This window comes from Novosphingobium sp. FW305-C-30-35, assembly GCF_058783135.1.
Genome location: NZ_JBYSYJ010000001.1, coordinates 78,271 through 99,151 on the forward strand (window position 1 = coordinate 78,271; position 20,881 = coordinate 99,151).

The window sequence follows — 20,881 nt, forward strand, 5'->3', positions numbered from 1 at the left end:
CGATGGCGACACCGGCCTTCATCCTGCGCCTGATGCACCACAAGGGACTGTCCTCGACCGCCTGCGCCAAGCTCGGGCCAGAGGATGCTGAAGCATATCGCTTCGCCCAAGACCTGCGCCAAGCCTCGATCGAGGGCCGGTTGCTCGCCGTATGGACCCACCCGGCCAACGAGCTCGCAGGCATCGGCAGGACCGTGAACGGCAAGTTCCGCGTCTCGGTCCAAGCCGCCATCGCAAAGGCTCTCGGGCTCGTAACCGGCACGTCCGATTACCTGTTCCTGTTTCGTGGCGGCTCAATCGCCATGGAGTTCAAAGCCGACGGCGGCAGCCTCAGATCCTCGCAGCGTGATTTTCGCGACTGGTGCCTCGCCACCGGTGTGCCCTTCCACGTCGTCAGATCGCGTACCGAGGCAATGGACGTGCTGCGCAACGCTGGTGTGCTCGTGCAGGAGCGCGGCTGGTGAGCCTGTTTGAAGAGTTTCAGTTGGCGCCGGACGTGCCGAAGGGGCTCGGTCCTGCCATGGTCGGCGGTGGACCAAAGGCAAAGCGGCGCGCGCTCGACTATTACCCCACACCGCCGGAAGTCACGCGCGCCCTGCTGCGCGAGGAACGGAACTGCATCGCTAGTTTCGCCCGCGATAACCGCGTGTGGGAGCCTTGCGGCAGAGGCGGCGCCATCATGCGCGTTCTGGCTGAGTACGGCTTCGTGCCCGTAGGCACAGACCTTGTCGCAGATTCAGAGAACGACGTCGCAGCCCTCGATCTCCTGCAGGCCAAGCGCGCCAAGGCGCGCGTCGTCGTGACCAACCCACCCTTCACACCTGCTGCTGCGATGATCCTGCACCTGCTGGAAGCCCTGAACGTCGATTACCTCGCCCTGCTGCTAAAGGCGACGTTCTGGCACGCTGACGAGCGCACCGCACTGTTCCACAAGCACCCTCCCGCTAGAATCCGCGCGCTGACGTGGCGACCTGACTTCTTGGGGGGCGGAAATCCCACCATGGAGTGCGCCTGGTTCATTTGGCAGCGTGGCTGGGCCAGCGGCACGCACTACAGCGTCCTGCCGCGTGAGGACGATCTGCAGGAATGCCTGCTATGACCCGCCCCCGCGCCGAGATTTTCGCGAGCAGGGCCCGCCGTCTCGCTTCGCAGGCCCGACGCTACGCCATCCTCGCCGCCTATGAGCGAGGTGAGAAGGCAGAAGCCATTGCCGCAGAGCACAGCGTCACCGTGCGCCTCGTCGCGCTCTACGCGGCGCAAGCGGGCATTTCCCGGCCAAGAGGCAGGGCGAGGAAGGCTGCGTGAGCGGTTTCATCGCCATGTCGCGCGATGCGCTGAACCACCCGCTCCTCAAGGATGCGGAGCGCTTCCGCGCATGGTTCTGGATCGTCGGCAATGCTTGCTGGAAACCCACGCGCGTCCGCATCAAGGGCGAGACGATCGAGCTACAGCGTGGAGAACTATCGTTCTCTGTGCGCTTCCTCGCGGACAATTGGGGCTGGTCGAAATCGCGTGTCGACCGATTCCTCTCCGATTTGCGCGATGAAGGCATGATCGAAACGCGATCAAAAATCGGGACAACAGCGGGACATGCAGCGGGACAAGGCCAAAGCATCATAACCGTCTGTAATTACGCGAAATATCAGGACGTAGACGGACCTAAGCGGGACAACGATAGCCCGCATAGCGGGACAACAGCGGGACAACAGCGGGACAACAGCGGGACAAATAAGAACAAAGAAACAAGGGAACAAGATAAGGGTTATATACGAGAGGGTAGTTCTATTACGCCGCGCGAAGGCGAAAACGAGCAAGCCTCCCCCCGCTTCGATCTGAAGAAACTGACCTTCGATCACGTCTGCGCTCACCTCGCAGCGAATGGCGTCTCGAAGTCCCGCGCAGGCTCCGTCACTGCCGGTTGGCGCAAGAAGTATTCCGACGGTCAGATTCTCGACGCCCTCCGAAGATGCATGGAGGCCAGTCCAGCGCCTCCCGATCCCGTCACCTTCATCTTCCAGCAACTCGCCTACCAGACAGCATCAAGGAACCCCGGCCATGAACGCAGTCACGAAAATTCACCCGCAGAGCCGAGTGATCCAATCGCAAGAGCCGCAGTTAAGCGACAGGCTGCAAGAGCTTCTGCGCAGCGGAGAGAGCAAAATCGTTGGCCCGAAGACAGCGGCCACCTTGCGCCAGTGGATCCTTGAAGCCGAGGCGTACGAAGCCAGCCTCGATCTTCCCACCATTGAGCGGATCGAAAATCTTGTCGGACGCCTCTCACTCGCCACCGCCAAGCGCAAGCTCGCTGAAAAGGAAGCCGCAGAGATCCATGACCTCTACTGGCGAGCCCTGCGCAATCTCCCCCTCATCGACCTGGCCGCTGCATTCGACGAGCTCTTGCGCACGGCAACATTCCTTCCCGTTCCGGCCGAAATCCACACCAAGGCCAAGGCCATCGGTGCCGCTCGCGGATATGCGATCTCTCGCGCCAAGCACCTCGTATGGCGACACGAGCGCGAATACATCCCTCCGCCGGCCGACATTGTCACCGCCGAAGAGCTGGCCGAGATCAAGCGCCAGGCTGGAATTGGACGGGATTTGTCGGGAGCACCCGCATGACGACCTTTGAGAAAGCGTTAACCGCCAAGCCCGAATTTTCGGGGGTTTCAGGCCATATGGTCGGGGAAACGGGGGCAAACGCGGCCAATGGGTTAGGTGTGGCGGGGGCAGCGCCTTTGGTCTCCGATGCCGAAATAGATGCCTTGGTTGGCGCAGGCTACGATTGGCACTCGGCTTATCGGCTTTTGCAATCCAGCGCCCACTCGCGGAACACCCCCACCCCACAAGAGGCCCGCCATGACTGACCTCTACCCCCTCGCCATCATCCTCACCCCCATCGCGCTCCTGTGCCTAGCCTATGTGGTCCGTGAATACCGCAGGGCTATGGATCAGTTCGAGTTGGCAGGTCGTGGGGTGCAGCATTGGAGTGAAGCGGAATGACTGGGACTGCACATACGCCTTTGCCTTACGAGTGCTTTCAGGATCGCAGCTACTACGACATGTGGTGCGTCCGTCGCGTGAACGAGCGCGAGTGGGGCAAAGGCTTTCATCTGGTCAACGGCGAAGAAGCCGCTGCATTGCGCGATATGCTGAACACGCGGGCAGACAGCCATCACCGGCTTATTGAGGCGCTGGAGTGGTATGAGGAACAGGAACGCTTGTGCCGACTGATCCACAGCGAAGGCGATGCAGGCCGACAAGCGCTGTCTGCTGACGGGGGGAAACGCGCCCGCGACCTTCTCGCAGCCCTCAAGGAGGCAGGCCGATGAGCCGTCGAGATTGGACCTTCACCGGCATATGCGGGCACGAAGGCTGCACAGAGCGCTTCACCTATCGCTATCCGACCCGGCGCGATCTGGTGAGCAGCTACGAGGTCAAGAACTACAGCGATGGCCGATGGCGCTGCGTAAGGCACACTCGCCCAAATGAGGTTCTGTCTGCCAGCAATCCGACGACAACGCACGAACTGGTCTGCGATCAAAAGCCATACGGCAAGTTCTGGGGGAATAGTGGTTTCGTTCACGGCCCCGGCTTCAAGGCATTCGCTGACGACTTCCCGGCAGGCACCAAGATCATCGTAACCACGCAGGTTATCCTGCCAGACGAGGAGGCAGGCCGTGGATAAGACCTGTGGAACGTGCCGGTGGTGGGGCGGTCGCGTGTCGGGCCGGGTTTACGATCCCGGGCCGTGCAGACGCTATCCGCCCCTTCGCATGGGGCCGACCAGTTACGAACAATATCGCCCCGTCATGTCCATCAATGACCTGTGCGGCGAACACCAACCCAAGGAACCAACCCCATGACCCACGTTCCATACCCCGGCTGCTATTGCGCCTATTGTGTCGAGGGAGCCAAACCAATCGGCTACATCAACGCAGAGATGCTGAACCGCAAGATCGAGTTCGAAGCGAACGGCATGGTAATGTTTGACCGCCCATGCGGCGCGGCCACTATGCCGCTTTATGCAGAAACCCCTTCCGCGAGGATAACGGGCGATAAGGACAGGCCAGTCCAGTCGAGGGCGACCACCGAAGCCACCCGCCGCCTTGCCATCGAATGCCACCGTCTCCGTTCGGTCCTGCGCTGGATAGCCGACACTGGCTACGTCGATCACCAATCCGGCAACCAGAACTTCGAGCACCTGCAAAGCATAGCGCGGGATGCACTCACCCAACCCAAGGATCAATCTCATGTCTGAAGTAAGCAAGAAAACGATGACGCTCAACCTGTCCGAGCGCGAAATGGCTGTTGTGGAAGAGATGGCAAAGGAAGCTGAGCTTTCGAAGACTGCCCTGATCAGATCAGCCCTTCGGCTTTATCAACTTGTTAACCAGCGTATCCGCGACGGCGAAACAATGAGCTTCAGTGGCGACAAGGAGCGTATCGCCATGTTTGTTGGCCCGAGCTTTGCGCCCTTCCACACGGGAGATGCGTAACCATGACCAAAGTAAGCCAAGAGGCGCGGGAAGCGGAAGTGACCCAAGACGATATTGGCTGGGCAACAAGCGCAGCGCAACACCTTTGCTCCCCGCAAGACAGGGATGCCGCAATACGATTGCTTGCCCAAGCCTTCGCCCGCCACCGCCAGTCTGCCGAGCGCGGGGAGGTGGTGGAAGTGGGCATTGCAGGACCGTTTACCGGTTCTGATGGTGGCTTCACGACTGCCATATTCCACGCATCGAAAGTGCCGGTCGGGACCGTCCTCTACACCCTCCCCACACGACCGGAGGCAAAGCCATGAGGTCGCCTAGCGTCGGAGAACCCGGCTATCTGCCTTATTGCGGCGGGTGCTCAACATTTAACCGGATGCGCAGGGATGAACAGAAACAGGCATTTGTCTGTAGTAGCTGCGGCTTGGAAACTCGGCGCGTCAACGGCGAGGATATGTTCGATAGGACCGCACCGGAGGCAGCATGACAGCGGAAGAGATAGCGGCCATGCAGACTGAACCTGAACAGTGGGCGGTAGAGTTGTGGACCGAAGCACGCCGACGCCATGACGTGGCGAAGCGTTCGCCGGGGTTCTACAATCAGGAATCGGAACTGATCGCCGCCCTAACCATCCAACGCGCCTTCGAGGAACGGGAGCGGAAGCTGCGGGAGGAGGCAAAGCGAGAGACGGAACTCCTTAATCTCGCAGTCCGCGCGCAGGAGGCATTGCAAGCCAGCGCATACCGGGCGGGAATGAAGTTCGGTTGGAATTGTTGCGATGCTGGTGCCTCTGAGAAGTACGCGCAAGCTATGGAAGGAACGGAGCACATCGCGGAACTGAAGCGCATCCGCCAAGCCCGCCAAGCCCTCAAGGAGACCCCCGATGCAGGATAGCATAACCCATGAAGCGCTTGAGGCGTTGAGCAAGGCGGCGGTGCAGGGGGTTTGGGAGATCGCTGCTTACTACACAGGCACCGGGCCGGATGAAAAATGCCACGGGCTTGTCGAGGTGGAAGATTTCCCCATCGGGATCATAGACGAGGAAGGGGCTACGGCGGAGAGCCTGTCTCCAAATCTTGAGTTTATCGTCGCCCTCGTCAACGCCTACCGCACCGGCCAGCTTATCCATGCTGTGCCGAGCGGGGATGAGGTGGAGGCTGTGGCGCGCAAGCTGGCCCCGTTTATGGAAGGCGGGCGTGAATACGATCAGATGCCCGCAACCCGTCGCGAACTCAAGATATGGAGCAGCAACGGCATGGCGCTGATTAACGATGCCACGCAGGATGACGCGCAAGAGGCTGCCACCGCCGCAATCACCGCATTGGACGCGGTAAGGGGGAAGCAATGACCGACACAAGACAGGCGCTGGAAGAGGCGTGGGAGCATCTGTGCCAAACCAGCCTATCATTCCGGCGATACGCCTGCACCACCATACCGGGCGGCGATGGATGGACCATGACTGGCAGGTTTTGCCGCTTCCTCGACGCAGAAGCATGGACGGATGCTGCAATGATGCTGGTGCCGGAAGGCAAAGGCTTCTGCATCATGGGGAATGCAGCCAAAGTGGGGAAGCATGTGGGAGTTGGCGACATGCCCGCCCTAGCCCTTCTCGCCGCCTGTCTCAAGGCTAGGGAGAACGGTGATGGATGATCTGGTGGCAAAGCCTACCGGACAAACGCGCCATGGTGTTCAGGAATGGTGCTTGCCGGACGGACGACTATTCGAGGTGGACTTTGCCGAGCAAGACTCGTCGCCCATGATCCTGACCAGAGCGGCTGAAATGGCGTATCACCGGGGCGGGCAGACACACCCGATTTGTGATTACGACACTCGCATGGCACGGCAGGAGATCACTGGCGAGGAGGATCGCGTTCTCACCCTAACCGCCCGCATCCGGGCCCTCGAAACCTCGCTTGCAGAGGCTGGAGAACAACTGCGCACAAACGCCGAGACGCTGGCCCAAGTGCCCGCCGCTATCGCAGAGGCCCGCCGACAAGCGCTTGAGGAAGCGGCGAAGGTGGCGGAGAGTGCATCTGACCGCAATTGGCCGCCGCCTTCTGACATTCGCACATCAATCGCCCAAGCCATCCGCGCCCTCGCATCAGATCCTTTGCTGGATAGGCAGGGGGATGGTAAGGAGGGGGTATGAGCGAGTTAGTCAGCGCGCTTTTCATCCTTGCCGTGCCATTCCTGTTCGGCATTGCGGTGGGGATCGAAATTAAGCGACGTCGCCCGCCATCAGCTTATGAGACGCTCGGCAAGATGGTGGCCATCAACATGGTGGCAGTCAACCGGGACCGGATTTGGGTCGGCAACGGCTGCTTGATCAGCAACACCATGGAAATGGAATACGATGGCCAGCGGCTTGAGGTTGTTGTCCGCAGTAAGGACCATGTGGTATAGGGGACACGTCTCTTGTCGCTGCGTAGCGGAGGCAAGCTAAATCCCGGTGACGGGTCGGGGACTTGATCACCCTCGTTATAAGGGCGGCGAAGGATTGGGGGTTCCCGGTCGCGCCGCCCTTAGTCGTTATGCGACGTACCCAAGTCGGCCTCATTGCGCATTAAGACATTCTGCGCGATAATGCGAGGCGATGCAGCGCCCCATGCCCCCCGAGCTACACCCCGGAGGCGCGTTCATGCCCGACAACGACGGGCTGGGCGCGTGGGCGCGCGCCTGTTTCATCGACGACGGCCACCCCCTGACCAACCCAGACCACGCCCACCTGCAGCAAGCCTCGATCGGCTGGCTATGGACGAACTACACCGCGACGGCAGCCGGGCGATTTATCGCCGGTGAGGCTCGCATTCCCCGCGACGGGGGCTCGAAGTGGTCGCAAGCGATGGCTGCATTTCAAGTCCAGCAATGGTTCGGCCACGTCCCCAACTTCATCATCACGATCAGTACCGAAGCTGCGGCGATCATGGACGACGCCTCATTCTGCGCGCTCGTCGAGCATGAGCTTTACCACTGCGCGCAAGCTGTCGACGAGTTCGGCGCTCCCAGGTTCAACAAGGAAGGCCTCCCGGTCTACACGATCAAAGGGCATGACGTTGAAGAGTTCGTGTCTGTCGTCGCACGATATGGCGCCGTAGATACCGCTGTCGCCGCTATGGTGCGAGCAGCGCAGGACGGGCCCACCGTCAGCCGTGCCAGCATTGCCGCGGGCTGCGGGATTTGTAGCGCACGGAGAGCCGCGTAATGCCGAAAGCGCGGGGGGACAAGGCGGGAACCAACACAGGCGTCGGCAAGCGCAAGCGCGGGAATCCCGGTGGGAACGGGCCACTGTCGGAGGCTGACAAGGTCGAGATCGTCACGCGCCTGGCCATGTACGACACCGTAGGAGAAATACACCGCAGCCTGGCCGAGCGTGGCGTGGAAGTGACCATACAGGCTGTGGCCAACTACAATCCGACCCGCAGCACAATCCTCGCGCAGAAGTGGGTTACGCTGTTCCATGAAACACGAGAGCGATTCCACGCCGAGATGATGGCGGAGCCGATGGCGCAGCGGGCCTACCGGCTTCGCCAGCTCCACAAGCTCTACCTGCAAGCCGAGAAGAAGGGGGCAATTCCGCTCGCGGCCTCGCTTCTTGAGCAAGCTGCCAAGGAAACTGGCGGGCTCTACACCAACGTCACTAAGGTCAAGGGACAGTTGGACGCCGCAACGTCGCCTGCCGAGGTCACATCGGACGAGCAGCGTATTATGCTGGCTGACCGCCTTAAAGACGCGATGATGAAGCGCGCGAAGGTTATCCCGGCCAAGCAACTGAGTGACCAGTCGGCCAAGGGCTGACGATCATGGGGGCGATCGACCAACTCGCTGATACCTTGCTGGGCCATAATGGCGGTCCACCGCTTGACGACGACGAGATTGAGAATCTCCTCTCCGAGCTATCCGATGAAGAGATCGAGGCGCTGCTGCAGCCTGTGCTGGCTGAAGAGCATCACGCCAAGTTCAACAAATTCGCCAACTTCTTCCCCGACGACGGGCCGCTCTCGCGCCATGGCTACCCAAAGCACATGGAGTTCTTCCGCGTCGGCAAACAGTACCGAGAGCGGTGTTTCATGGCCGGCAACCGCGTCGGCAAGACCATCACCGGCGCATACGAGACGACCGCACACCTGACCGGCCTCTATCCAGATTGGTGGGATGGCAGGCGGTTCTCCAAGCCTATTCGCGCCTGGGCGGCCGGTGACACGAACGAAACCACCCGCGACATTATCCAGGCCGAGCTCCTGGGGGCGGTTATCTACGGTGACGACGGAGTCCGCACGTTCGACGGCTCCGGCATGATTCCACGCGACTGCATCGGCGCGGCCAAGTGGAAGATGGGCGTGCAGGATCTCGCCGACTTCGTGTTCATCAAGCACAAGACCGGAGGTTGGTCGCACCTTGCGTTCAAGGCCTACGAGCAGGGCCGCAAGAAGTTTCAGGGGACAGCGAAAGAGCTAATCTGGCTCGACGAGGAGTGCCCGCTGGATATTTACAACGAGTGCCTGATCCGCACCGCGACAACGCGTGGCATCCTCATGCTGACCTTCACGCCGCTTTCCGGCCTGTCCGACACCGTCATGCAGTTCCTCGGCGACGATTTCAAACCGAAGGGCTAGGCGGCAGGGCTGTGACCTGGTCGGGCTTCCGCTGCCGCCTGCTCTAAAGCGGTTACATGGCAGCCTCCATCGCAAGCATTGCTGATTGAGACATAGGCAACCTAGCACGCCGCCTGCATTTGTCCTATAACGACGGTTGAGCGACGGTAGCGGGGGCACAAGTGCCAGAGGTCAACAGTTCCAAATTCTTTGTGACAGCGGGTTGGGACGACGTGCCCCATCTCGACGCGCAAACGAAAGAGGAGCTGCTTGAAAACACCCCTCCGCACCTGCGCGAGGCGAGATCAAAGGGCACACCATCACTTGGCTCCGGCGCCATTTACCCGATCGAGCAGGAGCAATTCACCTGCGCTCCGTTCGCCATCCCGCGCCACTTTGCAAAGGCCTATGGGCTCGACGTCGGCTGGAACAAGACGGCTGCGATCTTCGGCGCGTGGGACCGCGACGACGATATTCTCTACATCTACTCCGAGCACTACCGCGGCCACGCCGAGCCCTCGGTGCATGCAGCCTCGATCAAGGCGCGCGGCGAGTGGATCAAGGGCACGATCGACCCGGCAGCCAAGGGCAGATCGCAGCGCGATGGCAAGCAACTCCTCGCTGATTACGTCAACCTTGGGCTCAACCTGGTTGAAGCTGACAATGGCGTAGAGGCTGGAATCCTGCACGTCTGGGAGCGCATGGCGTCCGGTCGCCTCAAGGTCTTCACATCCTGCCAGAACGTGCTGGCCGAGCATCGGCTGTACCGTCGCGACGAGAAGGGCGCGATCGTCAAGAAGTTCGATCACGCGATGGACGCGCTCCGTTATCTTGTCCGCATGCTGCCGCTGATCGCCGGCACGCCGCCGGTCAAGCGCAACTTCGTCTCCGACAACACCACGGTCGCCGACACCCTTGGAGGGTATTGAAATGAACGTCCCGGGTAATGCCTTCTTCGACGTCAATGACAGTTCGGCACAGGCCGAGCAGAAGCGCCGCGAGTGGCAGAAGATTCAGGACGCGGTGCAGCCGATCATTCTGGAGCTAGGCAAGCGCATTGCCGACCGCATCACGCGCCGCAAGCCGATCGAGGAGCGCTGGCTGGAAGACCTGCGCCAGTATCATGGCATCTACGAGGGCGACATTGAGAATACCCTCAAGTCGGACAAGGAGCGCTCCAAACTCTTCATCAACATCACCCGCCCCAAGACGCGCGCCTGGTCGGCACGCCTGCAAGACATGCTCTTTCCGGCAGACGAGAAGAATTGGGGTATCGACGCAACGCCGGTGCCGGAACTGTCGCGCAAGCAGCGCGAGCTTGCGCGCCGGGCGGACGAGGCCGAACAGAAGACCGCAGAAGCCGTAGCGCAGCACAACGCCGACGTTGAGCAGGGCGGCGAAGGCAACCCCGATATGCTGGAAACAGCCACGTCACTCGCAGCCATGGCCCGCGCACTGCGAGAACAGGAACGCGACCAGCAGAAGGAAATCGAATGGGCTCGCAAGCGCCGCGATGCGATGGCCCGCGAGATCGACGACCAGTTGACCGAAGCCAAGTACGCCGCGCGTTGCCGTGACGTGATCGAGGACGCCTGCAAGGTTGGCGTCGGAATCCTCAAGGGTCCGATCGTCAACGACAAGGGGCGCGCCATGTGGGTAGGCGAGGGTGCTGACTACAAGCTCGAAGGTAGCGGGAAGGTCCGCCCTGGCGTTCGCCGAGTGTCCTACTGGCATTTCTTTCCCGATATGTCGGCCGAGAGCATGGAGGAATGCGAAGATACGTTCGAGCGTCATCTCCCGAACAGGAAGATGCTCCGACGCATGGCCAAGGATATTGGCTTCGACGCAACCGCAGTGCGTGAATTGCTGAAGGATGGCCCACAAGGTCAGGCATCGGGCGGTGGCTCCGACGATCTCAACTTCATGACCGAGCTTCGCGCCCTCGAAAACGGCGGCAAGAGCGGCGACGTTCTCAACGACTTCCGTGATCGCTTCGTCGTGTGGGAGTTCATCGGCACACTTGAGGTCGAGGAAGTCTGCAAGATGATCCGCGCGCTGGGCCGTGCCGAGGATGCAGAGCGCGTCGAGAAGGAACATGACCCGCTCGATCCGCTCATGGTTCGCCTGTTCTTCTGCGGGCAGAAGCTCTTGCGCATCGACGAGGATTACATCCTCGACAGTGGCGCCAGCATCTACAGCGTCTATTCGTTCGAGAAGGCCGAGAGCTCGATCCTCGGTGGCGTCGGTGTCCCGCGTCTCATGCGCAATGAGCAGAGCATGCTCAACTCCGCCGTTCGCATGATGATGGACAACGCAGCGCTGGCAACCGCGCCGCAGGTCATCATCGACAAGGAAAACATCGAGCCCGAGAACGGTTCGTGGAAGCTCTCGCCGCGCAAGATATGGCTGCGCCTCAAGTCGGCTGTCACACCCGGCCAGCAGCAGGCCAGGGTGTTCGAGACTGTCGACATTCCCATGAATCAGGCATTGCTGGCCGCGATCGTGGAGATGGCGGTCAAGTTCGTCGACGAGGCGGTGCAGATGCCGCTGATTGCACAGGGCGAGCAGGGGACACACGTTACCCGCACGTCGTCGGGCATGGCGATGCTGTTCAACTCGGCCAACGTCAATTTCCGCCAGGCCGTGAAGAATTGGGACGACGACGTCACCGCGCCGCTCATTACCCGCATCTACGACTTCAACATGCAGTTCTCCGACAAGCCCGAGATCAAGGGCGACATGAAGGTGGATGCACGCGGCACGTCCGTCCTTCTCGTGCGCGAGGTGCAGGCCGAACAGTTGATGCTCATGCTCCGCGAATGGTCGACGCACCCAATCCTTGGCGTTGGATTCCGCGCCTATCACTGCATGCGAATGGTCCTGCAAGCTATGTCGATCAGCCCCGACGACTTGCTCATTCCCGAGGAAGAGTACCTCGAGAAGCTCAAGGCCATGTCGGAAAGCGGCGGTGAAACCAGCCCTGAAGAGATCCGCTCGCAGACGCAGCTACAGATTGCGCATTTGGACGGCGAGAACCGCCTGCAGGTCGCAGAAATCAACGAGCGCATTGCCATGCTGCGCATGCAGGGCGAGTTCGCCAAGCTGGCGCAGAACAAGGACATATCGCTCGCGCAGATCGACGCCATGTTCAAGAAGTCCATTGTCGAAGCGCAGGCCAAGCTCGCGATCGAGCAGGGCCGCTCGCAGAGCGACGAACGCAAGCTGGCGGTCGAGGTCGCCATGGAGCGCGAGAACGCGCGCCGCGCCGAGCAGCAGGGCCTTGAGCCGACCGGCTCCGGCGGTGCGATCAGCATGGGCGCAAGGCCAGCGGCATGAGGTCGGACCCCACATACACCACTTGGGGAACGGTCAAGCCCAAGCTCGAAGATGAGCTTGCGCACGTCAAAGATCGCCTCGTCTCCGCAAGGCCGGAAGAGATCACGCTCCTGCAAGCCCGCGCGCAAACCCTCATGCAGGTGCGCAACTGGTTCAACCAGGGCGCTCCCGAAGACAAGCCCATCATCGGTGACGACCCCGCTTACTAACCCCCCGCAACAGGAACCTTGACGATGAATACCCAATCGGTGCAAAATGCAGGTCAATCCGAGGCAGCCGCCGACGCGCCTACCGAGGATATGGAGTTCGACGCCGATCTCGACGCCGCGATCTCCGCTATGGATGGGGCCCCTGCGGACAACGCGGCGGCAACCGGAGAGCGGGAAGAGCAGCAGCAGAGCGCCGCCGAAGCCCCGGCCCCCGCTTTCAATGCGGCGGCAGATGCACCTGGCGCGGACAGCAACGCTTCCCCGCAGGGCTCGGCCACAGACGATCCATGGGCAAATGCCCCCGCTGAATTGCGCGAAGCCCGCGAAAGAGAGCTTCGGGATTGGGATCTGCGGTTCCGTTCGGCCAACGGTCGGGTTTCTGCCTTGCAGCGCCAATTGGCGCAGTTCCAGCAGCAAACCCAGCAGCAGCCGGCGCAACAGCAGGAACCGCAGCAGCAGCGGGAAACGCAGCAGCCGGTCGCGGGCTCCTCAGGTATCAACCTGCAAGACCCCAAGTTCCAGCAGTTGCGCGAGGACTTCCCCGAGGTCGCAGGACCGCTTCTCGATGTTATTGCCGATCTTTCCTCGCAACTAGGCAATGTCCGCCAAGTCGCCGGAACCTTCGAGCAGCAGCAGACGCAAGCGTTTCTCGCCCAACAGGAACAGGCCCTCGCACAGGCGCACCCGGATTGGGTTCAGGCCGCGACGGACGACCGATTTGCCGGATGGCTGCAAACCCAGCCCACCGCGATTCAGGAAGCGTTCCAGCGGAACCATGATGCCATCGTCAACGGCCAGGATGCAGCGCTTGTCATTGGAATGTTCAAGCAGGCCGTCGGGTTCTCCTCGCCACAGCAGCAGACCCCAACCAATCCTGCACCGACCCAAGACTCTCGACGCCAACGGCAGCTTGCCGCCGGACGAGACGCGGGACGGAACAGTCCACCGGCAGCCAGCGGCATCGCAGACAATGACTTCGACGCTCACCTCGATGCGGCGATCGCGAAGTTGGACAAGCAACTCTAGGCGCTGACGGCCAAGGTCGTGGCGCCTGCGATTGGGGGCCACGATCATGGCAATCACGAATTACGGCGACATTTCGCCTCGTACCGCGGCTCACGCCATCCCGAAGTTTCTTTCGCACGTCATGCCGGTGCAGGTTCTTGCCCGCCTTGGTCAGCTCGTGCCCATTCCGAAGAACAAGAGCACGACGGTCAAGTTCCGTCGCGCAATTCCTTACGCGGCCGTCACGACTCCGCTGCAGGAGGGCGTGACCCCTTCGGTCAGCGGCACCTCGTTCGAGGACGTGACCGTCACCCTGCAGCAGTGGGGCGACGTGCATGGCCTGACCGATGTGATCGAGGACACGCACGAAGACCCGGTTCTCATGCAGATGATGCAGCTTTCCGGTGAACAGGCGGGCGCCACGACCGAGCAGGTCATCTACAACGTCGTGCGCGGAGGCACCTCGGTATTCTTCGCCAACGGCGCTTCGCGCTCGGCCGTCAACACCGCGATCAGCCTGAACAAGGTCCGCGCTGTCGTCCGCACGCTTGAACGCAACAAGGCCAAGAAGATCACTTCGGTCCTGTCGCCGTCGGTCAACATCGGCACCAGCGCGGTCGAAGCCGCCTATGTCGCTGTCGGCCACACCGACCTGGCGCCGGACATTCGTGCGATGAACGGCTTTGTGCCGGTCAGCAAGTACGGTTCGATGAAGCCGATTTGCCCCGAGGAAATCGGTGCAGTCGAAAACGTGCGCTTCATCCTCACCCCGGATCTTGCGCCGTTCGCCGATGCCGGCGGTTCGGCAAGCGGTTCGGTGCTGTCGACCGGCGGCAGCGCTGCGGACGTCTACCCCGTCCTGTTCTTCGGCCAGGAAGCTTTCGGGCTTACCCCGCTCAAGAACCAGAAGACCAAGGAAGGCAACAACCTCGCGGTCGAGCCTTCGGTCATCAACCCCGGCACCAAGACCAAGGACGACCCGCTCGGCCAGCGCGGTTACGTCGGCTGGAAGTGCTGGTTCGCCGCCGTCCGCCTCAACGAGACGTGGATGGTTCGCCTCGAGGTGGCCGCCTCGGCGCTCTGACCTGACGCCGGGCGGGAGTGATCTCGCCCGGTTCTTATGATCGCCATTCAGAAGGAACAGGACAATGGCAGCAGAAATTCGCACCGGCACTTATGTCGGCACCGGCGCTGCGGTGAACATCGAGCTCGGCTGGACGCCTGACTACGTCAAGGTCGTCAATGTCACCGACGGCGACGAGTATTGGGAATGGTTTGCCGGCATGACTGCTGCGCACGCCATCTACACCCGCTCCGTCACCGACAGCGCGACGACCGGCGTCGCCGGTATCTCGCGCATCACGGCCAACGGCATCAGCCAGCGCGTGCCTACCGATTTCGCGAGCAAGAAGGGCTTTACGGTCGGCACGGCGCTCTCGGAGAGCGGCGACACCTTCGCCTACATCGCGGTTCGCAACGGCGGTTACTGATCGTCACGAGGGCGGCCCTCATAGCGGGGCCGCCTTTTGACGAAGGGAAAAGGACACCCCTCACATGAGCGAAGAAAAGACCATCCGCTGCGTTGTGACCGGCCCTGACGCCGGCAAGCTGACGCACGTTCCCACGATCGAGGTGAACGGCAAAAAGGCCTCGTTCTCCCTCAACAACAAGATCTCCCTCCCCGAATGGGCCGTCGAAGCTCTGGAGAATAGCTCCGGTTACGACGTGCAACGCCTGGGTGAGGATGAACCAGCTTCGCCTCCCGTCCCTGCGGACGGTGACGGCGAAGGTGCCGACGCGAGCCCGGGGGGTGCAAGCGTCGGCACCACCACCTTCGACCCCGAGGCCATCATCGAGGGCAAGCTCGACGATGTGAAGGCAAAGCTCGTCGGCCTTACCGCCGAGCAGCTTGACCTCGTTGCGGCTGCCGAGATCGACCGCGAACAGCCCCGTAAGGGCGTCGCTCTCATGATCGAGGAAGCCAAGGCAGCGCTCGCGGGCGGCCAGTAACGCCCGCAACCCACCCCCCACCGTTTCACCCCCCAGAGGACGCAACCCATGGAAAACCGTATCAAGCTCGACCAGGCAGACGCCGCCACCCTGCGCCACTATGCAGAGGTTTCGCTGGGCCTCGAAGTGAAGACCGGCACGAATGCCAACCAGCTTCGCGCCAAGATCAAGCAGGCCGAACCCGATTGCGAGTATGTGCCTACGCTTCCCGGCAAGCCTGCGCCGATCGTGCAGCAGGCTCCCGAACAGCCGCAGGTCGTCGAGCGAATCGTCGAGAAGATTGTCTATCTCGAACGCCCGGCACAGACCGATGCGCAGATGCAGTCGACGGAGCGCCCGGCTGCCGTATCTCGCCCTGCGTCTCGTGAGCTTATGCACCCGTCTATGGACCCGAAGGTCCGCGTGCGCGTGCCCAAGACTGACGACAAGCGCCGCCCCAAGGACGTCACCTTGGGTGTCAACGGCGACATTTACCGGATGCAGCGCGGCCAGTGGGTCGACCTGCCGTATCGCTTTTACCTCGCCCTCGAAGATGCGGTTGAACGCGCCGCCGTACCAGATCCTGAGCGGATCAACCCGGTCACTGGCGAACCGCTTATGGTCTGGGAGGAAGTCCACTCTTACCCGTTCGAGGTCGACCGTACCTGCTTCCCCAGCGATGCGGAAATCGCCGCCTGGGAACAAGCCACCGGCTCCGGCTTCAAGAACGTCGCCTGACGAGGAGCGTCGGACGTGGCAACCTTCCTGCAGCTGGTCAACAAGGTCGAGCGCCTTTCGGGCATCATCAACCAAGGCCAGCGCCTCACGACGATCGTGGGCGCGCGTGGCAGGCAGGAGAAGATCGTCTATTGGACTTCGCAGGCGTGGGAGGAAATTCAGCGCGAACGACGCGACTGGACGTTCCTTCGCAAGCAGTTCGATGAAGCCCTTACCGTAGGGCAGGCCACGTACACTGCGGCGCAACTCGGCATCACGGACTTCGGCGGATGGGTGAGCGAGGCGGACAACTTCCGCCCGTTCACCCTCTACGACCCGGCCCTTGGTCGTGCAGACGAAACCCGCCTCAAGCCGGTAAACCATCGCGCCTGGCTCGACGCCTTCGACATTGGCAGCCACGACGCGACGCGGCCGAACGCCATCGCTATTGGATTCGACCGCACCCTCAACGTCGGGCCCAAGCCTGATAAGGGCTACGTTCTTCGTGGCTGGTATCGGCGCAAGATCCAGACCATCGCCGCAGACAGCGACGTGCCATACCTCGACGAGCAGTACCATGACGCGATCGTCTATCGCGCACTCATGATGCTCGGAGAGCACGACGAAGCGCCTGTCGCCATTGGAACGGCGCAGGCCAAGGCTCGCGTGCTGCATTCTCAAATGCTGGCCGAGTTTACGGACCCGATCGAGACGTGACCCAACGAGTAGACACATTCGCCTTCGGCGGAGGGCTAGATTCCAACTCGGCCGCGCTGGCTGTCGCGCCCGGCGCCATCATCGCAGGCATGAATTACGAGCCCTTGGCCGAGGGATACTCGCGTGTTCAGGGCTATGAGCGCTTCGACGGCAGGACGGCGCCCTCAGCTGCACGCTTCTGGACGCTCGACTTCGATCAGGGCGGGCAGGCCTTTGAGATTGGTGACGTCGTCACAGGACTCACCTCTGGTGCTACCGGCACGGTTATCCTCGATCCGGTAGACCTGACCGGCTCATGGGGTAGCGGAACGGCAGCCGGCACCCTTGTCATGACCAACGTGACCGGCGCCTTCGAGAACAACGAGGTGCTGCGGGTAAGTGGCTCGCCTTGCGCCATTGCCGACGGTATCAGCACAGAGGACAGCGCGCCGGACGCGACCTTGCGCACGACGTGGTCACGCGCTGCTATGGCCTATCAGCGGTCGATCATCGACAAAGTACCGGGCGAAGGCCCGGTGCGTGGCGTCGCAGTGCATCGCGGTGTGGTCTATGCCTGGCGCAACAACATCGGATCGACGCGCCTTGCCTGCTACCGCGCAACTGCAACTGGCTGGGTGGCAATGCCGACGCTCCGCCGGTTGCCGTTTACTCTGGGATCGACCGAGATCGTCGTTGGCGACATTGTCACTGGCGCATCGGCTGGCGGCAGCGCGCGCGTTGTCGATGTGGTTGTCGATACTGGCACGTTCGGGACAGCGGACGCGGCTGGTTATCTCGTCGTCGCGGACCTGTCCGGCACGATCAGCAATGCCGAATGGCTCAAAGTCGGCGGCGTTGACGTTGCGCGGGCAGGTGCAATCTCGGCATACAACCTCGGGCCCGGTGGGCGCGTGCGCTGGCTTTCGCACAACTTCTACGGCGCGTCGAACCTCTATCGTCTCTACGGCGCAACTGGCGCGTCGCCAGCTTTCGAGCTCATTCCTGACGAGGGGCTGGTGCTTATAGAAACTGGCATGGCCGTGGATACGCCAGAACGTATCTTCGAGATCAGCAATCACCTTGGCCTGACCTTCCCGGGTGGTTCGGTGCAGTTCTCTGCGATCCTCAATCCACGCTCGTTCGAGGTCGTCCTGGGTGCCGGCGAAATCGGATTCGGCACGGACGTTACCGACGTGGTGCAGGCCAACGAAACGGCAGTGGCGATCTTTGGCAAGGAGAAGATTGGCGTCCTGCAGGGCAGCGACCGCGAGAACTTCGCCCTCGACGTCTTGACCGAGGAGGCGGGGGCAGACGCAGACAGCGCGCAACAGATGGCGCGTACGCTCTACATGGATCTCCGTGGCCTGCGCAGTCTCGATGCAACACAGGCGTTCGGCAACTTCAAGACCGGTGCGCTTTCCGGTCGTTTCGAGAAGTACCTGAACAGCAAGCGCAAGGCTGGCGCCACGATTGTCGGCAGTTTCGTGGTCAAGAGCAAGAGCCACTATCGCGCGGTCTGGTCCGATGGGACCGGGTTCGCGGTGAACATGGGGGGTAAGAACGCCGAAGCCATCCCGTTCGACCTGGGCGATATGCGACCGTTCTCATTCGGGCGCGGCGAGCTTTCGGACGGCGAGGGCGTCTTTGTGGGCGGCGAGGACGGGTACGTCTACCGGCTCGACAGCGGCAACAGTTTCGATGGCGACCAGATCAAGGGCTTCATTTCCACCGGCTTCCTGCAATGGGGCGGGGAACAGGAATGGCGCATTCACAAGTGCGTGTGCGAGCTCGACGCGCCTGCTTCTGCCCACCTCTCGATCACGGCGCAGTTCAACTATGCCGATGGTGACGTTCCGATCTCCGGCGCCAACAGCTTCAACGTGACCGGCAGCGGCGGGACGTGGGGCGCGACTAACTGGAACGAGTTTTACTGGTCCCAGCCCGTCGAGGGGCGTGCGGAATCCGACATCGATGGTATCGGCTACAACGTGTCGTTCATCTTCGCGACGGCAGCGGACGTCGACGAAGATCCGCACGTCTTGCAAGCCTACAAGGTCTGGCGCTCTCCGAGGAGACAGCGGCGGTGACTTCTCCCTGGTACAATCCCAAGCTCCTCGAGCCCAACACCCGCGCGACAGCCGAGCAGGTCAATGCCGAGCTTACGAAGATTGCCGCGGCGCTGGACCAGTTGCCTGCGCCTTCTGCCATTGGGACAGGAGCCGGGACCCCCAATTACACACACTATGCCTATGCCGACAGCGCAGACGGCACGGCCAACTTCACGACCGGCGCGGCGGGGAATCGTAGCTACATCGGGATTGCCACCAATCAGGCCAGCGCCACGCCCAGCCCTTTCCCGGAAAACTACTCGTGGTCGCGGCTCAAAGGCGCGGACGGAACAGACGGTGCGGACGGGACCGACGGTTCAAATGGTCAGGACGGCGTCGACGGCGGCTATCGTGACTTCCGGTTCATTCGCTCGATCGCTCAACCCGCGACTGCGACTGGCGACGTTCCGGCAGGATCTTCGGATTTCATTCCAACCGGCACCGATCCGGTCTGGGTGACGTCGGCGTTCCGTGATGGTGCAGGCGCGCGCAAGTCGGCCTGGGAGCCATGGGTACGCCTCACGCCCCTCCCTGCTGCGCAACAATATTCCGCCGTGGTGACGTACTATGAAGGCATGCAGGTGCTCTACAATGGCGGCACCTATATCCTGATTGTGCCTTCGTCCATCGGGTTCGCGCCAACCGGCACCGCGCAAGCCAATGCCAGCTGGGACGTGGTGGCTGCGCCGGGCTCGCCTGGCGCGCCAGCAACGCCACCAAGCGGTTTCTCGGCGACGATCGACCTCACAAGTGCGTCGTCAGGGATCAACCTCCGCACGATAGCCGACGCAGCCGGATACACCGGCCTCAGCGACGCAACGATCACCTTTAACGTTCCAAGCGGTGTCACGATTACAGGCGTCGGCAATGGCGGTATAGCGATCGACAGCGGAACCTGGCCGAGTGCGAGTTACACGATTGCGCTCACCATTGTCGTTCAGAACGGCGGCGTCGTTTACGGCGGCGGCGGGCGTGGTGGCGAAGGCGGACAAAGCGGCGCTGGCTTGTCTGGCGGCGCAGGCGGCGATGGGATTTTCCTGCGCGAGAACATTTCGGGCGGAATCACGATCGACAGCGGCGGCACTCTCAAGGCTGGCGGCGGCGGTGGTGGCGGTGGCGGCGCAAATTACCGCGTTCTTAGCGGCGGCATCTATGGCGGCGCCGGCGGTGGCGGTGGTGGTGGTGCACCGAACGGCATTGGCGGCGCCGGTCAGACGACGGAAGTAGAGGCGGAAACGTCAGGCGATGGTTCACCTGGCACAACGTCAGGCGGTGGTGCAGGTGGCCTCGGCGCGTTCGACCTGACAGCTGCTGGCCGTGACGGTGGCGCGGGTGGCAACTTCGGAGCGGCCGGCGCCGCGGGCCTTGGCACTAATGGCGGCGCAGCTGGCGCGGCCGGATACGCAATCCGCAAGAACGGCAAGACCGCGACAGTCACCAACAACGGAACCGTAACAGGAACAGTCGGATGAGCACCTTCACCGAATGCTGGGATACGGCCACGCTTGGAGCGGCAGTAACAGTCTCCGATGGCCTGCCAGAGCCGAGCAACACCGAAGGCCTGCCTTGGCGGCTTTGGCGAAGCCACAATTTCGCGGGGACACTGACCGAGAAGAAAGCCGGCACGCCAAGGCGCATGATCTTCGAGCTTGAGCCCCTGAACGGCGCAACCGTGTCCTACGAGATTATCGACGGGCTGGGGCACACATTCACCATTGGGACATAAGCAGACTTCGCGC

Annotated in this window: 32 protein-coding genes; all 32 read left to right on the forward strand. The window is 61.9% G+C overall.

The window, feature by feature from the left end; translation table 11 throughout:
• Window positions 1-2: 2 nt before the first annotated feature.
• The 32 genes from AC3WLM_RS00475 (at window position 3) to AC3WLM_RS00630 (ending at window position 20,868) form a co-directional block, all read left to right on the forward strand.
• Entirely contained in the window at window positions 3-464 is a 462-nt protein-coding gene (locus AC3WLM_RS00475) for a VRR-NUC domain-containing protein (protein ID WP_492476232.1), read from the forward strand.
• Window positions 461-1,099 (forward strand): hypothetical protein, encoded by a 639-nt coding sequence (locus AC3WLM_RS00480; protein WP_492476233.1) that lies wholly within the window; start codon window positions 461-463, stop codon window positions 1,097-1,099. Before AC3WLM_RS00475 ends, AC3WLM_RS00480 begins: the two co-directional genes overlap by 4 nt.
• Window positions 1,096-1,305 carry a hypothetical protein gene (locus AC3WLM_RS00485; RefSeq protein WP_492476234.1) on the forward strand — a complete coding sequence of 70 codons (210 nt, stop codon included), beginning with the start codon at window positions 1,096-1,098 and terminating at the stop codon, window positions 1,303-1,305. The genes AC3WLM_RS00480 and AC3WLM_RS00485 overlap by 4 nt, the downstream gene beginning before the upstream one ends.
• Window positions 1,302-2,207 (forward strand): hypothetical protein, encoded by a 906-nt coding sequence (locus tag AC3WLM_RS00490; protein ID WP_492476235.1) that lies wholly within the window; start codon window positions 1,302-1,304, stop codon window positions 2,205-2,207. Before AC3WLM_RS00485 ends, AC3WLM_RS00490 begins: the two co-directional genes overlap by 4 nt.
• Window positions 2,188-2,619 carry a hypothetical protein gene (locus AC3WLM_RS00495; RefSeq protein WP_492476236.1) on the forward strand — a complete coding sequence of 144 codons (432 nt, stop codon included), beginning with the start codon at window positions 2,188-2,190 and terminating at the stop codon, window positions 2,617-2,619. Before AC3WLM_RS00490 ends, AC3WLM_RS00495 begins: the two co-directional genes overlap by 20 nt.
• Window positions 2,616-2,864 carry a hypothetical protein gene (locus AC3WLM_RS00500; protein ID WP_492476237.1) on the forward strand — a complete coding sequence of 83 codons (249 nt, stop codon included), beginning with the start codon at window positions 2,616-2,618 and terminating at the stop codon, window positions 2,862-2,864. Before AC3WLM_RS00495 ends, AC3WLM_RS00500 begins: the two co-directional genes overlap by 4 nt.
• Entirely contained in the window at window positions 2,857-3,000 is a 144-nt protein-coding gene (locus AC3WLM_RS00505) for a hypothetical protein (protein WP_492476238.1), read from the forward strand. The genes AC3WLM_RS00500 and AC3WLM_RS00505 overlap by 8 nt, the downstream gene beginning before the upstream one ends.
• On the forward strand, window positions 2,997-3,329 hold the full coding sequence (locus AC3WLM_RS00510) for a hypothetical protein (RefSeq protein WP_492476239.1): 333 nt from the start codon (window positions 2,997-2,999) through the stop codon (window positions 3,327-3,329). Before AC3WLM_RS00505 ends, AC3WLM_RS00510 begins: the two co-directional genes overlap by 4 nt.
• The gene (locus AC3WLM_RS00515) at window positions 3,326-3,685 is read left to right on the forward strand and encodes a hypothetical protein (RefSeq protein ID WP_492476240.1); all 360 of its coding nucleotides are present in this window, start codon (window positions 3,326-3,328) and stop codon (window positions 3,683-3,685) included. The genes AC3WLM_RS00510 and AC3WLM_RS00515 overlap by 4 nt, the downstream gene beginning before the upstream one ends.
• 174 nt (window positions 3,686-3,859) lie before the next feature.
• Window positions 3,860-4,258, forward strand: coding sequence for a hypothetical protein (locus AC3WLM_RS00520; protein WP_492476241.1), 399 nt, complete (start codon window positions 3,860-3,862; stop codon window positions 4,256-4,258).
• Window positions 4,251-4,496: a ribbon-helix-helix protein, CopG family gene (locus AC3WLM_RS00525; protein WP_492476242.1), complete on the forward strand. Its 246-nt coding sequence runs from the start codon at window positions 4,251-4,253 to the stop codon at window positions 4,494-4,496. The genes AC3WLM_RS00520 and AC3WLM_RS00525 overlap by 8 nt, the downstream gene beginning before the upstream one ends.
• Window positions 4,497-4,498: 2 nt before the next feature.
• The gene (locus AC3WLM_RS00530) at window positions 4,499-4,801 is read left to right on the forward strand and encodes a hypothetical protein (protein ID WP_492476243.1); all 303 of its coding nucleotides are present in this window, start codon (window positions 4,499-4,501) and stop codon (window positions 4,799-4,801) included.
• 172 nt (window positions 4,802-4,973) lie between these two features.
• Window positions 4,974-5,384, forward strand: a complete 411-nt coding sequence (locus AC3WLM_RS00535; RefSeq protein ID WP_492476244.1) for a hypothetical protein — start codon at window positions 4,974-4,976, stop codon at window positions 5,382-5,384.
• Window positions 5,374-5,838, forward strand: a complete 465-nt coding sequence (locus tag AC3WLM_RS00540) for a hypothetical protein (RefSeq protein ID WP_492476245.1) — start codon at window positions 5,374-5,376, stop codon at window positions 5,836-5,838. The genes AC3WLM_RS00535 and AC3WLM_RS00540 overlap by 11 nt, the downstream gene beginning before the upstream one ends.
• A complete protein-coding gene (locus AC3WLM_RS00545; RefSeq protein WP_492476246.1) occupies window positions 5,835-6,140 on the forward strand; it encodes a hypothetical protein in 306 nt (101 codons plus the stop codon). Before AC3WLM_RS00540 ends, AC3WLM_RS00545 begins: the two co-directional genes overlap by 4 nt.
• The gene (locus tag AC3WLM_RS00550; RefSeq protein WP_492476247.1) at window positions 6,133-6,639 is read left to right on the forward strand and encodes a hypothetical protein; all 507 of its coding nucleotides are present in this window, start codon (window positions 6,133-6,135) and stop codon (window positions 6,637-6,639) included. The genes AC3WLM_RS00545 and AC3WLM_RS00550 overlap by 8 nt, the downstream gene beginning before the upstream one ends.
• Window positions 6,636-6,893 carry a hypothetical protein gene (locus AC3WLM_RS00555; RefSeq protein ID WP_492476248.1) on the forward strand — a complete coding sequence of 86 codons (258 nt, stop codon included), beginning with the start codon at window positions 6,636-6,638 and terminating at the stop codon, window positions 6,891-6,893. The genes AC3WLM_RS00550 and AC3WLM_RS00555 overlap by 4 nt, the downstream gene beginning before the upstream one ends.
• A gap of 235 nt (window positions 6,894-7,128) precedes the next feature.
• Window positions 7,129-7,692 carry a putative metallopeptidase gene (locus AC3WLM_RS00560; RefSeq protein ID WP_492476249.1) on the forward strand — a complete coding sequence of 188 codons (564 nt, stop codon included), beginning with the start codon at window positions 7,129-7,131 and terminating at the stop codon, window positions 7,690-7,692.
• Complete coding sequence (locus AC3WLM_RS00565; RefSeq protein WP_492476250.1) at window positions 7,692-8,285, forward strand: DUF2280 domain-containing protein; 594 nt, start codon at window positions 7,692-7,694, stop codon at window positions 8,283-8,285. Before AC3WLM_RS00560 ends, AC3WLM_RS00565 begins: the two co-directional genes overlap by 1 nt.
• A 5-nt stretch (window positions 8,286-8,290) precedes the next feature.
• A complete protein-coding gene (locus AC3WLM_RS00570; RefSeq protein ID WP_492476251.1) occupies window positions 8,291-9,103 on the forward strand; it encodes a terminase large subunit domain-containing protein in 813 nt (270 codons plus the stop codon).
• A 212-nt stretch (window positions 9,104-9,315) separates the two neighbouring features.
• On the forward strand, window positions 9,316-10,011 hold the full coding sequence (locus AC3WLM_RS00575) for a phage terminase large subunit family protein (RefSeq protein ID WP_492476252.1): 696 nt from the start codon (window positions 9,316-9,318) through the stop codon (window positions 10,009-10,011).
• 1 nt (window position 10,012) lies between these two features.
• Window positions 10,013-12,418: a hypothetical protein gene (locus AC3WLM_RS00580; RefSeq protein ID WP_492476253.1), complete on the forward strand. Its 2,406-nt coding sequence runs from the start codon at window positions 10,013-10,015 to the stop codon at window positions 12,416-12,418.
• The gene (locus tag AC3WLM_RS00585) at window positions 12,415-12,627 is read left to right on the forward strand and encodes a hypothetical protein (protein ID WP_118072039.1); all 213 of its coding nucleotides are present in this window, start codon (window positions 12,415-12,417) and stop codon (window positions 12,625-12,627) included. Before AC3WLM_RS00580 ends, AC3WLM_RS00585 begins: the two co-directional genes overlap by 4 nt.
• A 24-nt stretch (window positions 12,628-12,651) precedes the next feature.
• On the forward strand, window positions 12,652-13,653 hold the full coding sequence (locus tag AC3WLM_RS00590) for a hypothetical protein (RefSeq protein WP_492476254.1): 1,002 nt from the start codon (window positions 12,652-12,654) through the stop codon (window positions 13,651-13,653).
• 46 nt (window positions 13,654-13,699) lie between these two features.
• A complete protein-coding gene (locus AC3WLM_RS00595; RefSeq protein ID WP_492476255.1) occupies window positions 13,700-14,716 on the forward strand; it encodes a N4-gp56 family major capsid protein in 1,017 nt (338 codons plus the stop codon).
• 64 nt (window positions 14,717-14,780) lie between these two features.
• Window positions 14,781-15,122: a hypothetical protein gene (locus AC3WLM_RS00600; RefSeq protein ID WP_492476256.1), complete on the forward strand. Its 342-nt coding sequence runs from the start codon at window positions 14,781-14,783 to the stop codon at window positions 15,120-15,122.
• A gap of 64 nt (window positions 15,123-15,186) precedes the next feature.
• Complete coding sequence (locus AC3WLM_RS00605; protein WP_492476257.1) at window positions 15,187-15,642, forward strand: hypothetical protein; 456 nt, start codon at window positions 15,187-15,189, stop codon at window positions 15,640-15,642.
• Window positions 15,643-15,690: 48 nt separating this feature from the next.
• Complete coding sequence (locus AC3WLM_RS00610; RefSeq protein WP_492476258.1) at window positions 15,691-16,359, forward strand: hypothetical protein; 669 nt, start codon at window positions 15,691-15,693, stop codon at window positions 16,357-16,359.
• Between the two features lie 15 nt (window positions 16,360-16,374).
• Window positions 16,375-17,055 (forward strand): phage adaptor protein, encoded by a 681-nt coding sequence (locus AC3WLM_RS00615; protein WP_492476259.1) that lies wholly within the window; start codon window positions 16,375-16,377, stop codon window positions 17,053-17,055.
• A complete protein-coding gene (locus AC3WLM_RS00620) occupies window positions 17,052-19,121 on the forward strand; it encodes a hypothetical protein (protein WP_492476260.1) in 2,070 nt (689 codons plus the stop codon). Before AC3WLM_RS00615 ends, AC3WLM_RS00620 begins: the two co-directional genes overlap by 4 nt.
• A complete protein-coding gene (locus AC3WLM_RS00625; protein ID WP_492476261.1) occupies window positions 19,118-20,614 on the forward strand; it encodes a hypothetical protein in 1,497 nt (498 codons plus the stop codon). The genes AC3WLM_RS00620 and AC3WLM_RS00625 overlap by 4 nt, the downstream gene beginning before the upstream one ends.
• The gene (locus AC3WLM_RS00630; protein ID WP_492476262.1) at window positions 20,611-20,868 is read left to right on the forward strand and encodes a hypothetical protein; all 258 of its coding nucleotides are present in this window, start codon (window positions 20,611-20,613) and stop codon (window positions 20,866-20,868) included. Before AC3WLM_RS00625 ends, AC3WLM_RS00630 begins: the two co-directional genes overlap by 4 nt.
• The last annotated feature ends 13 nt before the right edge of the window (window positions 20,869-20,881 follow it).

Coding starts and splice junctions, on each gene's coding strand:
- AC3WLM_RS00475 (WP_492476232.1), top strand. CDS start 3: ATGGCGACACCGGCCTTCATCCTGCGCCTGATGCACCACAAGGGACTG.
- AC3WLM_RS00485 (WP_492476234.1), top strand. CDS start 1,096: ATGACCCGCCCCCGCGCCGAGATTTTCGCGAGCAGGGCCCGCCGTCTC.
- AC3WLM_RS00500 (WP_492476237.1), top strand. CDS start 2,616: ATGACGACCTTTGAGAAAGCGTTAACCGCCAAGCCCGAATTTTCGGGG.
- AC3WLM_RS00505 (WP_492476238.1), top strand. CDS start 2,857: ATGACTGACCTCTACCCCCTCGCCATCATCCTCACCCCCATCGCGCTC.
- AC3WLM_RS00510 (WP_492476239.1), top strand. CDS start 2,997: ATGACTGGGACTGCACATACGCCTTTGCCTTACGAGTGCTTTCAGGAT.
- AC3WLM_RS00515 (WP_492476240.1), top strand. CDS start 3,326: ATGAGCCGTCGAGATTGGACCTTCACCGGCATATGCGGGCACGAAGGC.
- AC3WLM_RS00520 (WP_492476241.1), top strand. CDS start 3,860: ATGACCCACGTTCCATACCCCGGCTGCTATTGCGCCTATTGTGTCGAG.
- AC3WLM_RS00525 (WP_492476242.1), top strand. CDS start 4,251: ATGTCTGAAGTAAGCAAGAAAACGATGACGCTCAACCTGTCCGAGCGC.
- AC3WLM_RS00530 (WP_492476243.1), top strand. CDS start 4,499: ATGACCAAAGTAAGCCAAGAGGCGCGGGAAGCGGAAGTGACCCAAGAC.
- AC3WLM_RS00535 (WP_492476244.1), top strand. CDS start 4,974: ATGACAGCGGAAGAGATAGCGGCCATGCAGACTGAACCTGAACAGTGG.
- AC3WLM_RS00540 (WP_492476245.1), top strand. CDS start 5,374: ATGCAGGATAGCATAACCCATGAAGCGCTTGAGGCGTTGAGCAAGGCG.
- AC3WLM_RS00545 (WP_492476246.1), top strand. CDS start 5,835: ATGACCGACACAAGACAGGCGCTGGAAGAGGCGTGGGAGCATCTGTGC.
- AC3WLM_RS00550 (WP_492476247.1), top strand. CDS start 6,133: ATGGATGATCTGGTGGCAAAGCCTACCGGACAAACGCGCCATGGTGTT.
- AC3WLM_RS00555 (WP_492476248.1), top strand. CDS start 6,636: ATGAGCGAGTTAGTCAGCGCGCTTTTCATCCTTGCCGTGCCATTCCTG.
- AC3WLM_RS00560 (WP_492476249.1), top strand. CDS start 7,129: ATGCCCGACAACGACGGGCTGGGCGCGTGGGCGCGCGCCTGTTTCATC.
- AC3WLM_RS00565 (WP_492476250.1), top strand. CDS start 7,692: ATGCCGAAAGCGCGGGGGGACAAGGCGGGAACCAACACAGGCGTCGGC.
- AC3WLM_RS00570 (WP_492476251.1), top strand. CDS start 8,291: ATGGGGGCGATCGACCAACTCGCTGATACCTTGCTGGGCCATAATGGC.
- AC3WLM_RS00580 (WP_492476253.1), top strand. CDS start 10,013: ATGAACGTCCCGGGTAATGCCTTCTTCGACGTCAATGACAGTTCGGCA.
- AC3WLM_RS00585 (WP_118072039.1), top strand. CDS start 12,415: ATGAGGTCGGACCCCACATACACCACTTGGGGAACGGTCAAGCCCAAG.
- AC3WLM_RS00590 (WP_492476254.1), top strand. CDS start 12,652: ATGAATACCCAATCGGTGCAAAATGCAGGTCAATCCGAGGCAGCCGCC.
- AC3WLM_RS00595 (WP_492476255.1), top strand. CDS start 13,700: ATGGCAATCACGAATTACGGCGACATTTCGCCTCGTACCGCGGCTCAC.
- AC3WLM_RS00600 (WP_492476256.1), top strand. CDS start 14,781: ATGGCAGCAGAAATTCGCACCGGCACTTATGTCGGCACCGGCGCTGCG.
- AC3WLM_RS00605 (WP_492476257.1), top strand. CDS start 15,187: ATGAGCGAAGAAAAGACCATCCGCTGCGTTGTGACCGGCCCTGACGCC.
- AC3WLM_RS00610 (WP_492476258.1), top strand. CDS start 15,691: ATGGAAAACCGTATCAAGCTCGACCAGGCAGACGCCGCCACCCTGCGC.
- AC3WLM_RS00630 (WP_492476262.1), top strand. CDS start 20,611: ATGAGCACCTTCACCGAATGCTGGGATACGGCCACGCTTGGAGCGGCA.